We start from the raw sequence: 13,321 nt of genomic DNA on the forward strand, positions 1-13,321 counted from the left end.
AGAAGCAAGGTGTCTATGTCCCTCTGCGTGCCCCGCCGTGGCTAAAATGCCTCGCATTTGAGGCTTTTTCGACCGCCGCACGAGCGATTGCTTGCCGGCAACCGTATCTTCCTGCAAAATAGCCGCCTCTTTTCATAACTTTGGAGAACCACCCATTCGCCGTCCAAATAAAGCCCCGCCCACTGCCGCCAAAGACGGGCCGCGCATCAATGACGATATTCGCAATGCGCAGATCCAGTTGATCGATCAGACCGGTGACAACAAGGGCACCATCGAGACCGTCGCGGCTATCCGCCTGGCCCAGGAAGCCGGCATGGATTTGGTCGAGATCTCGCCGAACGTCAGCCCTCCCGTCTGCAAGATCATGGACTACGGGAAGTATAAGTATTCCGCGCAGAAAAAAGCCGCCGAAGCCCGCAAGCGGCAGAAGATCGTCGAGATCAAGGAGATCAAGCTCCGCCCGATGATCGACGACCACGATTACGAAGTGAAGATGCGCGCCATGCAGCGGTTCTTCGAAGAAGGCGACAAGGTCAAGATCACCCTGCGCTATCGCGGCCGCGAAATGGCGCACCAGGAGATCGGCACCAAGCTGCTCGACAAGATCAAGACCGACGTCGCCGAGCTCGCCAAGGTGGAGCAGGACGCGCGGTTCGAGGGCCGTCAGGTCGTCATGGTGTTGGCGCCGCGCTGACGCCGATCCTTTGAATTCGCAAATTCAACGGCCCGTCCGGATGTCCGGCGGGCCGTTTTGTTTTGGCCGAGGTGCAAGCTGCGAGCTCGGTTGTAACCTCTCCCGCTTGCGGAGAGGTCGGCGCGTCGGGTGAGGGCTCTCTCCTCTTGGGGGTCCTCGCCTGCGGAGATACCCTCTCCCCAACCCCCCCCCGCAGGCGGGGGAGGGAGCGCATCGCGTGCTTGGCGACTAGCTCCTCGTCGCTTGCCAGGTGCCGCTGCACTGATCGCCGGAGATGATACCCTTCCACGAACCGGCGCCGTTCACGCCAGCGAGCCGGCCGCCGCCGCGGGCATGGGACGCCCCGACCGAGACCTGGACCGCGACGGTACCGCTGCGCTTGACCGTGCCGGAGACCCGGCCACCGCCCGCGGACGACACCCGACTGCCCGCGACGGTGAAGGGAACGCTGTAGCCGGAGCTGCAATTGCCGCGGGTGGTGGCGAAGGTGACGTTCCAGACGCCGTCATAGCCGCGGATGCGGGCATCGGCAGTCGACGGAAATGCAGCGATGGCGAGCACGGCTAACAGCGCCAGGCGGCGCGGACGGGCGACATCGGTCAAAGACGACAGCAACTGAGAAAAATGGGGCATTTTAATCCTGCTCCGGGCGCCACGGCCCGGACATGAGGTTAGCAATTCCGGATAGTCGGCGGCTAGGTTCCACCGGTTCATCGTTGCCAATTCGCCCGTCCTCTGTCATAAGCCCAGCCTTCATTGCCCGGCTGATTAAGGGCTGCCGTGGCGGTGTCCGTGCGGGTTTCGCGCTTGTTCGTAAAACCTGAGCACAATCAACGCTCTAACGAGCATTTTGACGGCCAGCCGCCTTCGCGGGCGGATTTCTATGGCCATTAGGAGAGCCAAATGCCCAAGCTGAAGACCAAATCGGGCGCTAAAAAGCGCTTCAAGGTGACTGCCACCGGCAAAGTGATGTTCGCTCATCGCAGCAAGCGTCACGGCATGATCAAGCGGACGAAGAAGCAGATCCGGCAGCTGCGCGGCACCGCCGTGCTGTTCAAGACCGACGGCGACAACGTCAAGAAGTACTTCTTGCCGAACGCCTGATCGCGTCCAAGATCGTTCAAGATCATTGCCACCCGCGCCGCAGCTTCGCGGCGATCCGAACATCAAGTCGCTTCTGAAGGATATTTGTCATGGCTCGCGTCAAACGCGGTGTGACCGCCCACGCCAAGCACAAGAAAGTCTACAAGGCCGCCAAGGGTTTCCGTGGCCGCCGCAAGAACACGATCCGCACCGCCAAGCCGGCGGTCGAGAAGGCTCTCGTGTATGCCTTCCGTGATCGCAAGCGCAAGAAGCGGACGTTCCGCGCGCTCTGGATCCAGCGCATCAACGCTGCTGTGCGTCCGTTCGGCCTGACCTACAGCCGCTTTATCGACGGCATGGCCAAGTCCGGGATCACCGTGGACCGCAAGGTGCTGTCGGATCTCGCGATCAACGAGCCCGCGTCGTTCCAGGTGATCGCCGAGAAGGCCAAGGCCGCTCTGGCGGCTTGAGCTAACGGCCGGCTCCGCCGGCCTTCAGCGCGCGTTGCGAGTAGCGCTGGGCGATCTCCGCCCGGCAGAATGCCGTGAATGACAGGTACATGGTGCCGGATTTATTCCGGTACTTCCGGTCGCACACGCGCATCTCGCGTTGGTAAGCCTGTTTCCGCGCAATGTTGAGGCCGGGCATGAAGTCCGCCTCGCATTTCTTCTCGACGGCGGCGCCGAGCTGGACATCACCGCTCGCGGTCAATTGGCAATCCTGAAACATTTTCATCGCGCTTTCGCAGCCCTTCTGGGCAGCGATGGTGTCAACCACCTCGTCCAGCGTCATGGATTTCTCCATGCAGACCATGGCGCGCGCCGGGGTGCTCGCGACCAAGAGAACGACGGCGAGAGCAGCCAGACCGGATCTTGAGAGCATCGCGAAAGCCTCCTTGCATCCCCTTGGTGCCAGGCCCCCGCGCGAGGTTCAACCCAGCCGCTCGTCAGCCCGAATGACCGGCTTTTCGCTTGACGTTACGGCCTTCGGGCGGCGACAACCCAGCCGAATTTGGCAGCAGGGATTTGACCGTGTCCGACCTCGCAATGCTCGAAACATCCATCCTCGACCAGATCGCCGCCGCCGGCGACGAGGCCGCCCTCGAAGCGGTGCGCGTCGCTGCCCTCGGCAAGAAAGGCTCGATCTCGGCGCTGCTTGCCACGCTCGGAAAGATGTCGCCGGACGAGCGCAAGACGCAAGGTGCTGCGATCAACCAGGCCAAGGACAAGGTCACCGAGGCGCTCGCCGCGCGGCGCGACGTCTTGAAATCGGCGGCGCTCGACGCGCGGCTTGCGTCGGAAACCATCGACGTCACCCTGCCGCTGCGCGATGCGCCGGCTGAGGCCGGCCGCATCCATCCGCTGAGCCAGGTCTGGGACGAGCTGACCACGATCTTTGCCGACATGGGATTCTCGGTCGCCGAAGGCCCCGATATCGAAACCGACGACTACAACTTCACCAAGCTGAATTTTCCGGAAGGCCATCCCGCGCGCGAGATGCACGACACCTTCTTCTTCCATCCGAAGGAGGACGGCTCCCGCATGCTGTTGCGAACCCACACCTCACCTGTGCAGGTGCGCACCATGCTGAGCCAAAAGCCGCCGATCCGCGTGATCTGCCCGGGCCGCACCTATCGCATCGATTCGGATGCGACCCACACGCCGCAATTCCATCAGGTCGAAGGCCTCGTCATCGACAAGCACTCCCACCTCGGGCACCTCAAATGGATCCTGCACGAGTTCTGCAAGGCGTTCTTCGAGGTCGATCACATCAACATGCGCTTCCGGCCCTCGTTCTTCCCGTTCACCGAACCGTCGCTGGAAGTCGACATCCAGTGCCGCCGCGACAAGGGCGAGATCCGCTTCGGCGAGGGCGAGGACTGGCTCGAGATTCTCGGCTGCGGCATGGTGCATCCGAACGTGCTGCGCGCCTGCGGCATCGATCCCGACGAGTACCAGGGCTTCGCCTGGGGCATGGGCATCGACCGCATCGCCATGCTGAAATACGGCATCGCCGATCTGCGCCAGCTGTTCGACAGTGACGTCCGCTGGCTCTCCCATTACGGCTTCAAGCCGCTGGAAGTACCGACCCTCGCGGGAGGGCTGAGCTCGTGATGGCGATGCTCGGACATGAGCTTGCGAAGACTCTCTCCGTTCCCTTCGCTGAGAGAAGCCTCTCCCTCTCCCTACCCGTCCCCCGCAAGCGGGGGAGGGAATGGATGGAGCGCGTGCGGGGCGTCCGCCTCATGGAAACGTATTCTCGCTCCCCGCGAGTGGTCGGACTCCCTCCCCCGCGTGCGGGGGAGGGTTGGGGTGAGGGTTTCTCCGCAATGGGGCTGCCGATGGTCGATCCCAAGCATCCGGACTGGAAAGTACCGGCCAAGCTACGAGCCAATGCGCGCGCGCTCAGACGCAATTCGACCGACGCGGAGCGCATTCTTTGGTCGGAGCTACGCGGCGGCCGGCTAAACGGTGCGAGTTTCCGGCGTCAGGTACCAATTGAGAATTACGTCGCCGATTTCATCTGCCACGCGGCTAAGCTCGTCATCGAGCTCGATGGCGGCCAACACTTCTCGGATGAAGGCGAGCGCGCCGACGCGCGGCGATCTGCTGTGATCGAAGCGAAGGGCTTCAAGGTGCTCCGCTTCAGCAATCTCGACGTCATGATCAATCGTGCCGGCGTTCTCGAAACAATTGCCACCACCATTGCGGAGAGAGCCCCCACCCCAACCCTCCCCCGCAAGCGGGAGAGGGAGCAGACCGTTCCCGTGGAGAAAAAGCAGCCATGAAATTCACTCTCTCCTGGCTGAAGGAACATCTCGAGACCGACGAGCCGCTGGACAAGCTCGCCGAGAAGCTCACCATGATCGGGCTCGAGGTCGAGAACATCGAGGACAAGGCGAAGGCGCTGAAGCCGTTCACCATCGCGAAGGTGATATCCGCCGAGCAGCATCCGAATGCGGATCGGCTGCGCGTCTGCATGGTCGACACCGGCGACGGTGGCGCACCGGTGCAGGTGGTGTGCGGCGCGCCGAATGCGCGCACGGGTCTCGTCAGCGTGTTTTCGCCGCCCGGCACCTACATTCCCGGCAAGGACATCACGCTCGGTGTCGGCACCATCCGTGGCGTCGAGAGCCGCGGCATGCTGTGCTCGGCGGCTGAATTGCAGATTTCCAACGACCATGACGGCATCATGGAATTGCCCGCGGATGCGCCGATCGGCGCTGCTTACGCCGCATGGGCCGGCCTCGGCGATCCCGTGGTCGAGATCAATCTGACCCCGAACCGGCAGGACTGCACCGGCGTGCACGGCATCGCGCGCGACCTTGCCGCCGCCGACATGGGCAAGTTCAAAGACCCGGCCATCAAGCCGATCAAGGGCGAATTCCCGTGCCCGGTGAAGGTCACGGTCGAAGACGCCGCGCTGTGCCCCGGCTTCGCGCTGCGCCTCGTGCGCGGCGTGAAGAACGGGCCATCGCCGGAATGGCTGCAGAAGCGGCTGACCGCGATCGGGCTGCGCCCGATCAACGCGCTGGTCGACATCACCAACTTCATGACTTACGACCGCGCACGGCCGCTGCACGTGTTCGACGCGAAGAAAGTGAAGGGCAATCTCGTGGTGCGCCGCGCGCGTGACGGCGAGACGCTGCTCGCGCTCGACGGCCGCAGCTACAATCTCGATCCCGCGATTTGCGTGATCGCGGACGAGCACGGCGTCGAATCGCTCGCCGGCATCATGGGCGGCGAGGCCTCGGGCTGCGACGAGACCACCACGGACGTGCTGATCGAATCGGCGCTGTGGAACGAGATCAACATCGCCCAGACCGGCCGCAAGCTCGGCATCAATTCGGACGCGCGTTACCGATTCGAGCGCGGCATCGATCCGGCCTTCATGGTGCCGGGGCTGGAGCTTGCGACGAAACTCGTGATGGAGATGTGCGGCGGCACGCCGTCCGAGAACGTCGTGGTCGGCAAGACCTTCGGCGACGACCGCGTGATCGATTTTCCGGTCACCGAGGTCAAGCGGCTCTCGGGCATCGAAGTGCCGATGCCGGAGATGAAACGCATCCTGACCCATCTCGGTTTCATGATGGCGGGCCCGGGCCCCGTCGTGAAGGTCGCGGTGCCGTCGTGGCGGACCGACGTGCACGGCAAGGCCGACATCGTCGAGGAAGTCGTCCGCATCCACGGCGTCGACAAGGTGCCGATGACGCCGTTCGAGCGCGGCGAGGACGCACGCAAACCCGTGCTGACCCCGCTCCAGCTCCGCACCCGCCGCGCCAGACGCGCGCTGGCGAGCCGCGGCATCATCGAAGCGGTGACTTGGTCCTTCATCACGAAATCCGCGGCCGAGTTGTTCGGCGGCGGCCAGCGCGAACTCGAGGTCGCCAACCCGATCGCGTCGGATCTCTCCGACATGCGCCCGACCCTGTTGGCGGGCCTGATCGCGGCGGCGCAGGCCAATGCCGATCGCGGCTTTGGCGATGTCGCGCTGTTCGAGGTCGGGCAGGTGTTCAAGGGCGACCGACCGCAGGATCAGTTCATGGCGGCAAGCGGCGTCCGCCGCGGCTTTGCGTCGTCGCAAGGCCTCGGACGGCACTGGTCGGGTTCGGCGCAGGCTGACTTGTTCGACGCCAAGGCCGATGCGCTCGCGGTGCTCGCTGCCGCCGGCGCACCGATGCAAGCGCTTCAGATCGTCGCGGGCGGCCCGTCCTGGCTGCATCCCGGGCGCTCCGGCACGATCCAGATCGGGCCGCAGAACGTGCTCGGCTATTTCGGCGAGGTGCATCCGCGCGCGCTCGAGGCGCTCGGTGCCGGCGGCCCGCTGATGGTATTCGAGGTGATCCTCGACCGCATCCCCGAGGCGAAGAAGAAGCCGACCCGTGCCAAGCCCGTGATCGAGCTGTCGGCATTCCAGCCGGTCTCACGCGATTTCGCCTTCATTGTCGACCGCACCGTGAAGGGCGGCGATATCGTGCGCGCGGCCCAGAGCGTCGACAAAAAGCTGATCACCGCCGTGAACGTGTTCGACGTCTACGAAGGCAAGGGCATCGACGACGGCAAGAAATCGATCGCAATCGCGGTGACGATCCAGCCGCGCGAAAAAACCCTGACCGACCAGGAGATCGAGGCCGTCGCCGCGAAGATCGTGGCGGAGGTGACGAAGAAGACCGGCGGCACTTTGAGAGCATGATCATGCTCGAGAAATCATAGAGCATGAGTCTCACTGACTTTCTTCCAAAGGACGTCAGCCTCACTGTTGCGATGGCGCTCTGCGCCGTCGCTTTCGTTTCGGGCACCGCGCGCGGCTTCTCCGGCTTCGGCTCGGCGCTGATCTTCATGCCGCTGGCGAGCAGCATCGCGGCGCCGCGTCTGGTTGCCGCGCTGCTCCTCGTGATCGACTTCGTCGCGGCCGCGCCGCTGCTGCCCGACGCCTGGCGCAAGGCCGACCGCAAAGCCACCGCCGTGATCGTGCTGGGCGCGCTGGTCGGCGTCCCCGTCGGCACCTATTTCCTCAGCGTGCTCGAACCCGTCACGACGCGATGGATCATCTCCTGCTTCGTTGCCGCGCTGTTGCTTCTGTTGCTTTCGGGCTGGCGCTATCGCGGCAAGGACCACGCCTGGCTCTCGGTCGGCATCGGCAGCCTCTCCGGCTTCTGCAGCGGCCTCGCCCAGACCGGCGGCCCGCCGATCGTCGGCTATTGGCTCGGCCGCCCCATCGCCCCGATCATTGCGCGCGCCAACATCCTGCTGTTCTTCGGCGCGTCGGACTTGTTCTCGATGATCAGTTACGCGACCACTGGCCTGATCTCGCGCGAATCACTGGCGCTCTCGCTGATCGTCGGACCGGTCTACGCAATCGGCGTCGCCTTCGGTGCGTCGCTGTTCGGCCGTGCCAGCGAGCAAGTGTTTCGCGCCATTTGCTACGGGCTGATCGCGGTGGCCGTGATTGCCGGACTGCCGGCGCTCGATGGAATTTTGCGCTGAATTGTCCTTAGTCGTCCTGGCGAAAGCCAGGACCCATTACCCGGTCAGCGCTATAGCGCGAAGCTGATAACCCCAAATCTTCGCCAAACCACTTCCTGGAGTCATGGGTCCTGGATCTGCGCTGCGCTTGTCCAGGACGACGATGACTCAATTGCCCTATTGCCGCGGCGCCCTGCGCTTCTTCGTCGATTGCGTCGGGACATCGGCCGGCTCGTCCTTGAGCGCGCCGATCTTGCGCAAGGCCGCGTCCGCGGCGCGCTCGCCGCTTTCCCAGGCGCCGTCGACGGTGCCCCACAGCGTCTCGTGCGTGGCTTCGCCGGCGAGGAACATGTTGCCGATCGGCTCGGCGAGGATCCTTCGCGAGAGCTGACCGCCGGGCGAGGCTGCCGACATCGCACCCATCACGAACGGCGAGGCGTTCCAGCGCGTCACGCTGGCTTTCTGCACGGCGACGGCAACCTCGCTGCCGAACAGCTTCGTGATCCATTCTCTGGCGAAGGCCGTCATCGCCTTCTCGCCTTGCTGGGTGAGATCACGGCCGAACGAGCCGCCGACATCGATCGAACACAGCGAGGATCCGCCGATATTGGCGAACATCAGCGCCGTGCGCGTCGAGTTGCTCTGCTCGATCAGGATGTCGTCGCGCGACAGGCCGAGCGGATTGCCCGGCAGCTGCAGCACAATGTGATCGTAGCTTCCGAGCGTGAGCTTCGAGGCGGCATCGAGCGTGCGCTTGGGAATGTCAGGCCCAAACTTGATCGCGCCCGAAATCAGCACATTGGTCGAGACCGTGATGATGGCGGCGCGCGCGGCGATCCTGCCTGCCTGTGTCTCCACGCTGACGTCACGATTGCTCCAGACGATCCGGCTCGCCGGTGTCGACAGCGCGACCGGCGCCTGCTCACCGAGTTTGGTGATCAGGGTCCCCAGGCCCTGACGGCAGGCGATTGCAGCGTTGCGATCCTGTGCCCGCGCCTTGTCGATCGCAGACAACTCCTTCAGGTCCTTCCCGGCGAAGCCCGCGCCCAGCATGAACTCGGCCGCGCCGGCCCAGTCGCCGAGATCCTTCGGCAGCACCGAGGCGCAGGCGGTATCGAGCTTGCCGCGCGCGGCCTCGTCGATGGCGCGGTTGGCGCGCACCAGCGCCGCCAGGAACTCCTCGGTCTCGCCGGCGCGTGCGTTGCGGCGACCTATGCGCATCTTCTGGCCTGACGGCGCCGGCAGAACGTCGAGCCCGGCGCTGCGCGCCAGCCGGATCATCGGATTGGTGTCGGGATTGTGCATCCAGCGCGCGCCGCGATCGAACGGCGTGTCGAAGGTGGTCGTATCCGTGATGCAGCGGCCGCCGATCTGCGACGCAGCTTCCACCACCACGACCTTGCGATTGGCCGCCATGATGCGCCGCGCCGCGGCAATTCCGGCCGCGCCCGCACCGATCACGACGATGTCAGCCTCCCGCGGCAGGGTCGCGGCGGTTGCGCGCAGGACCGGCATCGCGGCAAGGCCCGCCGATGCCGATAGGAAGCTGCGGCGCGTGATTGTCATGGCATGGTTTCCGGAGACTTGCAGCAAACGGGAACAGCTAGCGAACCTTGCCGTATCTGATCTTGCGCGGCAACCATCATGGTGAATCAATCGTGCTTGATCTCACAGAGCGATGAACCGAATTGCAACACGTTCAGACCATGGTAGAGAAGAGAAAAAGACGGCCGGAAAAGGCCGTGGGGGAGTTTTGAAATGGGGACGGTCCTGGACTCAGTCGGCAAGCTGATTGCCGCGTACCTCTCGAAGGAGGTGCCGGGCTATGAGCCGTTCACACCGAGCGACCCCGAGCACCTGCGCGGCGTCATCGAGCCGGGCGACGTGCTGCTGGTCGAGGGCAACAACCGCATCTCGGGCATCATCAAATATCTGACGCAGTCGACCTGGTCCCACGGCGCACTCTATGTCGGCCCGATCGAGGGCGCGGAAGAGCCCGACGGCGAGCCGCACGTGCTGATCGAAGCCAATATCGGCGAAGGCGTCACCTCCGCGCCGCTGTCGAAATATTTCCCCTATCACACCCGCGTCTGCCGCCCGGTCGGGCTGTCCTATGAGGACCGCACCACGGTCTGCCGCTATGCGATCAACCGCATCGGCTTCGGCTACGATACCAAGAACATCGTCGACCTCATGCGCTTTCTGTTTCCGCTGCCGATCCCGCAGCGCTGGCGGCGACGCATGATCTCGATCGGCTCGGGCGATCCCACCAAGATCATCTGCTCGGCCCTGATCGCGCAGGCGTTCGACGCCGTGCGTTACCCGATCCTGCCCAAGATCACCAAGGCCGGCAGCCGTGCTGCCCGCCGCGAGATCCTGCACATCCGCGATTCCTCGCTTTACATGCCCCGCGACTTCGACATCTCGCCCTATTTCGAAGTCGTCAAACCCACCATCGTGCACGGCTTCGACTACACCGCCTTGCACTGGGCCGACAAGCAGAAGCCGCTCGAGGAGGTAGCCGGCACCTTCGGTGTGTTTCCAGAAACGTTCCGTGCGCCGCCGCTCGTTCCTGAAGCGATTGACGAAGAGGCGCCGCTTCCGGCTGAAGAAGTGAGCGCGCGGCCAGCGGAGACGGTCGAGCGCGTGATCGCCTCGGAGCACTTCCGGCTGCTGAAGAAGATCGCGATGTACCGCCCGAGGCGGCGCGGTCGAGTGCGCGAGAGGGCGGCGTAGCCGTCCCTCCACCATCGTCATTGCGAAGCAATGACGACGACCCTACCGCTCCGCCCGCCCGATCACCGCCATCAGCTCCGCGATCTTCTCGCGCTGGTCGGCCTTGTCGCCGCTCGCGATCGCATGCTCGACGCAATGGGCGACGTGATCTTTCAGAACCTCTTCCTCGACCCGGCGCAGCGCGGCGCGCACCGCCGAGATCTGCGTGACGATGTCGATGCAATAGCGGTCTTCCTCGACCATTTTCGAGAGGCCGCGAACCTGCCCCTCGATCCGGCCGAGACGTTTTCCGACGGATGCCTTGATGTCCTTGCGCATGCGGACTATATACCCCCCTAGGGTATAACTTGCAAGGCCGGAGCGTGGCAATGAACGACGCCGAACACGAGCACCATCACAAGCCGGAAACACATTCCGGATGCGGCTGTTCCAGTAAAGCTGCCCCGGTCGACAAGCCCGCCGCTGCCTCCTGCTGCGGCGCGCACGGCGATCACGCGCATGACCACGGCGCCGCGGCAAAAGTCCGCGATCCCGTCTGCGGCATGACGGTCGATCCCGCGACCTCAAAGCACCGGTTCGACCATCACGGCGAGACCTTCCATTTCTGCTCGGCTGGCTGCCGCACCAAATTCGCCGCCGATCCCGCAAAGTACCTCGCCAAGGACAAGGCACCCGAGCCCGAGATGCCGGCAGGCACGATCTACACCTGCCCGATGCATCCGCAGATCCGCCAAGTCGGGCCCGGAAGCTGTCCGATCTGCGGCATGGCGCTGGAGCCGGAGGTCGCAAGCCTGGAGACCGGCCCCAATCCCGAGCTTGCTGACATGACGCGGCGGTTCTGGATTGGCGGCGTGCTGGCTTTGCCGGCCGTGGTGCTGGAGATGGGCGGCCATCTCGCGGGCCCGCACAACTGGATCGATGCGACGCTGTCGAACTGGATCCAGCTCGTCTTCGCCACGCCTGTGGTGCTGTGGGCCGGCTGGCCGTTCTTCGTCCGCGGCTGGCAGTCGCTGCTGACGCGCAACCTCAACATGTTCACGTTGATCGCGATGGGCACCGGCGTTGCCTATGTCTACAGCCTGATCGGCACCATCGCGCCGCAGATTTTCCCGGCCACCTTCCGCAGCCATGAAGGCGCGGTCGCGGTCTATTTCGAGGCAGCGGCGGTCATCACCGTGCTGGTGCTGCTCGGTCAGGTGCTGGAGCTGCGCGCCCGCGACGCGACGTCGGGAGCGATCAAGGCGCTGCTGCAGCTCGCCCCCAAGACCGCACGCCGCATCGATGGCGATGGCGGCGAGCACGAGGTCGAGATCGAAGCACTTCATGCCGGTGACAGCTTGCGCGTGCGTCCGGGCGAGAAAGTGCCGGTCGACGGCGTCATTCTGGAAGGCCGTTCCTCGCTCGACGAGTCGCTCGTCACAGGCGAATCCATGCCGGTCACCAAGGAGACCGGCGCGAAGGTGATCGCCGGCACGCTCAATCAGTCCGGCAGCTTCATCATGCGCGCCGACAAGGTCGGGCGCGAGACGCTGCTGTCGCAGATCGTGCAGATGGTCGCGGACGCGCAGCGCTCGCGGGCGCCGATCCAGCGCCTCGCCGACCAGGTCGCGGGCTGGTTCGTGCCGATGGTGATCGCCGTCGCGCTCGCTGCCTTCGCGGCCTGGGCCTGGTTCGGGCCGGAGCCGCGGCTGGCCTTCGGTCTCGTCGCCGCCGTCAGCGTGCTGATCATCGCTTGCCCCTGCGCGCTTGGCCTGGCGACTCCGATGTCGATCATGGTCGGCGTCGGCCGCGGCGCGCAGGCAGGCGTGCTGATCAAGAACGCCGAAGCGCTGGAGCGGATGGAGAAGATCGACACGCTGGTCGTCGACAAGACCGGCACGCTGACCGAGGGCAAGCCGAAGGTGGTCGCGATCGTGCCGGCCGCCGGTTTTGCGGAAGACGACATCCTCCGCATGGCCGCCAGCGTCGAGCGCGCCAGCGAGCATCCTCTGGCCGACGCAATCATGCGCGCCGCAAAGGAGAAGCAGCTCGCGCTCGGCCAGGTCGAGCAATTCGATTCGCCGACCGGCAAGGGCGCGACCGGCAAGGTCGACGGCAAAACCATCGTGCTCGGCAATGCCAGATATCTGACGTCGATCGGCATCGACACCAAAGCGCTCGATGGCGAGGCCGAACGGCTGCGCGGCGATGGCGCGACCGTGATCAACATGGCTGTCGACAGTCGGCTTGCCGGCCTGTTCGCGATCGCCGATCCGGTCAAGGCCTCAACCCCGGCGGCCCTGAAGGCACTCGCGGCCGAAGGCATCAAGGTCATCATGCTGACCGGCGACAACCGCACCACGGCGGAGGCCGTGGCGCGCAGGCTCGGCATCGCCGACGTCGAGGCCGAGGTGCTGCCGGATCAGAAGAGCGCGGTGGTGACAAAGCTGCAGAAGGCCGGCCGCAGCGTCGCAATGGCCGGTGACGGCGTCAACGACGCGCCGGCGCTGGCCGCAGCCGAAGTCGGCATCGCCATGGGCACCGGCACCGACGTGGCAATGGAGAGCGCAGGCGTCACGCTGCTGAAGGGCGATCTCACCGGCATCGTGCGGGCGCGAAAGCTGTCGCAGGCGACCATGAGCAACATCCGGCAAAACCTGTTCTTCGCCTTCATCTACAACGCCGCAGGCATTCCAATCGCGGCCGGCATCCTCTATCCGACCTTCGGCGTGCTGCTGTCGCCGATCATCGCCGCGGCCGCGATGGCGCTGTCCTCGGTGAGCGTGGTCGGGAATGCGCTGCGGCTGCGGGCAACGCGGCTGTGAGCGCCGCGGAATCCGTGTAAAACGGCATCGAGCGGGCG

Annotated in this window: 13 protein-coding genes; 9 read left to right on the forward strand and 4 right to left on the reverse strand. The window is 64.9% G+C overall.

Annotated features, from left to right (window positions below; all coding sequences use genetic code 11):
• Nucleotides 1-154 precede the first annotated feature (154 nt).
• The gene (gene infC, locus BRA1417_RS0104320) at nt 155-694 is read left to right on the forward strand and encodes a translation initiation factor IF-3 (protein WP_085349942.1); all 540 of its coding nucleotides are present in this window, start codon (nt 155-157) and stop codon (nt 692-694) included.
• A gap of 228 nt (nt 695-922) precedes the next feature.
• Here infC and BRA1417_RS0104325 read toward each other — a convergent pair whose 3' ends face one another.
• A complete protein-coding gene (locus tag BRA1417_RS0104325; protein WP_027514762.1) occupies nt 923-1,327 on the reverse strand; it encodes a hypothetical protein in 405 nt (134 codons plus the stop codon).
• A 270-nt stretch (nt 1,328-1,597) separates the two neighbouring features.
• Between BRA1417_RS0104325 and rpmI the strand changes: the two genes are divergently transcribed.
• Nucleotides 1,598-1,798 (forward strand): 50S ribosomal protein L35, encoded by a 201-nt coding sequence (gene rpmI, locus BRA1417_RS0104330; RefSeq protein WP_007598540.1) that lies wholly within the window; start codon nt 1,598-1,600, stop codon nt 1,796-1,798.
• A gap of 89 nt (nt 1,799-1,887) precedes the next feature.
• Nucleotides 1,888-2,247: a 50S ribosomal protein L20 gene (gene rplT, locus BRA1417_RS0104335; protein WP_027514763.1), complete on the forward strand. Its 360-nt coding sequence runs from the start codon at nt 1,888-1,890 to the stop codon at nt 2,245-2,247.
• Between the two features lies 1 nt (nt 2,248).
• Here the strand turns inward: rplT and BRA1417_RS0104340 are convergent, their stop codons facing one another.
• Complete coding sequence (locus BRA1417_RS0104340) at nt 2,249-2,569, reverse strand: hypothetical protein (RefSeq protein WP_371259973.1); 321 nt, start codon at nt 2,567-2,569, stop codon at nt 2,249-2,251.
• Between the two features lie 239 nt (nt 2,570-2,808).
• Here BRA1417_RS0104340 and pheS point away from each other — a divergent pair, with 239 nt between their 5' ends.
• The 4 genes from pheS (at nt 2,809) to BRA1417_RS0104360 (ending at nt 7,764) form a co-directional block, all read left to right on the forward strand.
• Nucleotides 2,809-3,891 (forward strand): phenylalanine--tRNA ligase subunit alpha, encoded by a 1,083-nt coding sequence (gene pheS, locus BRA1417_RS0104345; RefSeq protein ID WP_027514765.1) that lies wholly within the window; start codon nt 2,809-2,811, stop codon nt 3,889-3,891.
• A gap of 227 nt (nt 3,892-4,118) precedes the next feature.
• Entirely contained in the window at nt 4,119-4,565 is a 447-nt protein-coding gene (locus tag BRA1417_RS0104350; protein WP_027514766.1) for an endonuclease domain-containing protein, read from the forward strand.
• A complete protein-coding gene (pheT, locus tag BRA1417_RS0104355) occupies nt 4,562-6,970 on the forward strand; it encodes a phenylalanine--tRNA ligase subunit beta (protein WP_027514767.1) in 2,409 nt (802 codons plus the stop codon). Before BRA1417_RS0104350 ends, pheT begins: the two co-directional genes overlap by 4 nt.
• Nucleotides 6,971-6,993: 23 nt before the next feature.
• Nucleotides 6,994-7,764 carry a sulfite exporter TauE/SafE family protein gene (locus tag BRA1417_RS0104360; protein WP_027514768.1) on the forward strand — a complete coding sequence of 257 codons (771 nt, stop codon included), beginning with the start codon at nt 6,994-6,996 and terminating at the stop codon, nt 7,762-7,764.
• 156 nt (nt 7,765-7,920) lie between these two features.
• Here the strand turns inward: BRA1417_RS0104360 and BRA1417_RS0104365 are convergent, their stop codons facing one another.
• Nucleotides 7,921-9,309 (reverse strand): FAD-dependent oxidoreductase, encoded by a 1,389-nt coding sequence (locus BRA1417_RS0104365; protein WP_027514769.1) that lies wholly within the window; start codon nt 9,307-9,309, stop codon nt 7,921-7,923.
• A 192-nt stretch (nt 9,310-9,501) separates the two neighbouring features.
• On the opposite strand from BRA1417_RS0104365, the gene BRA1417_RS0104370 reads away from it, so the two are divergent.
• The gene (locus tag BRA1417_RS0104370) at nt 9,502-10,479 is read left to right on the forward strand and encodes a YiiX/YebB-like N1pC/P60 family cysteine hydrolase (protein WP_027514770.1); all 978 of its coding nucleotides are present in this window, start codon (nt 9,502-9,504) and stop codon (nt 10,477-10,479) included.
• 42 nt (nt 10,480-10,521) lie between these two features.
• Here the strand turns inward: BRA1417_RS0104370 and BRA1417_RS0104375 are convergent, their stop codons facing one another.
• Complete coding sequence (locus tag BRA1417_RS0104375; RefSeq protein WP_007598521.1) at nt 10,522-10,797, reverse strand: metal-sensitive transcriptional regulator; 276 nt, start codon at nt 10,795-10,797, stop codon at nt 10,522-10,524.
• 50 nt (nt 10,798-10,847) lie between these two features.
• On the opposite strand from BRA1417_RS0104375, the gene BRA1417_RS0104380 reads away from it, so the two are divergent.
• Complete coding sequence (locus BRA1417_RS0104380; RefSeq protein ID WP_027514771.1) at nt 10,848-13,283, forward strand: heavy metal translocating P-type ATPase; 2,436 nt, start codon at nt 10,848-10,850, stop codon at nt 13,281-13,283.
• The last annotated feature ends 38 nt before the right edge of the window (nt 13,284-13,321 follow it).

Source organism: Bradyrhizobium sp. WSM1417, from assembly GCF_000515415.1.
Lineage (GTDB): Bacteria > Pseudomonadota > Alphaproteobacteria > Rhizobiales > Xanthobacteraceae > Bradyrhizobium.

Bases quoted from the DNA above. Each gene is read 5' to 3' on its own strand.
- BRA1417_RS0104370 (WP_027514770.1), top strand. From the start codon at position 9,502: ATGGGGACGGTCCTGGACTCAGTCGGCAAGCTGATTGCCGCGTACCTC.
- rpmI (WP_007598540.1), top strand. From the start codon at position 1,598: ATGCCCAAGCTGAAGACCAAATCGGGCGCTAAAAAGCGCTTCAAGGTG.
- BRA1417_RS0104380 (WP_027514771.1), top strand. From the start codon at position 10,848: ATGAACGACGCCGAACACGAGCACCATCACAAGCCGGAAACACATTCC.
- rplT (WP_027514763.1), top strand. From the start codon at position 1,888: ATGGCTCGCGTCAAACGCGGTGTGACCGCCCACGCCAAGCACAAGAAA.
- BRA1417_RS0104340 (WP_371259973.1), bottom strand. From the start codon at position 2,569: ATGACGCTGGACGAGGTGGTTGACACCATCGCTGCCCAGAAGGGCTGC.
- BRA1417_RS0104325 (WP_027514762.1), bottom strand. From the start codon at position 1,327: ATGCCCCATTTTTCTCAGTTGCTGTCGTCTTTGACCGATGTCGCCCGT.
- pheT (WP_027514767.1), top strand. From the start codon at position 4,562: ATGAAATTCACTCTCTCCTGGCTGAAGGAACATCTCGAGACCGACGAG.
- BRA1417_RS0104375 (WP_007598521.1), bottom strand. From the start codon at position 10,797: ATGCGCAAGGACATCAAGGCATCCGTCGGAAAACGTCTCGGCCGGATC.
- BRA1417_RS0104365 (WP_027514769.1), bottom strand. From the start codon at position 9,309: ATGACAATCACGCGCCGCAGCTTCCTATCGGCATCGGCGGGCCTTGCC.
- BRA1417_RS0104360 (WP_027514768.1), top strand. From the start codon at position 6,994: ATGAGTCTCACTGACTTTCTTCCAAAGGACGTCAGCCTCACTGTTGCG.
- BRA1417_RS0104350 (WP_027514766.1), top strand. From the start codon at position 4,119: ATGGTCGATCCCAAGCATCCGGACTGGAAAGTACCGGCCAAGCTACGA.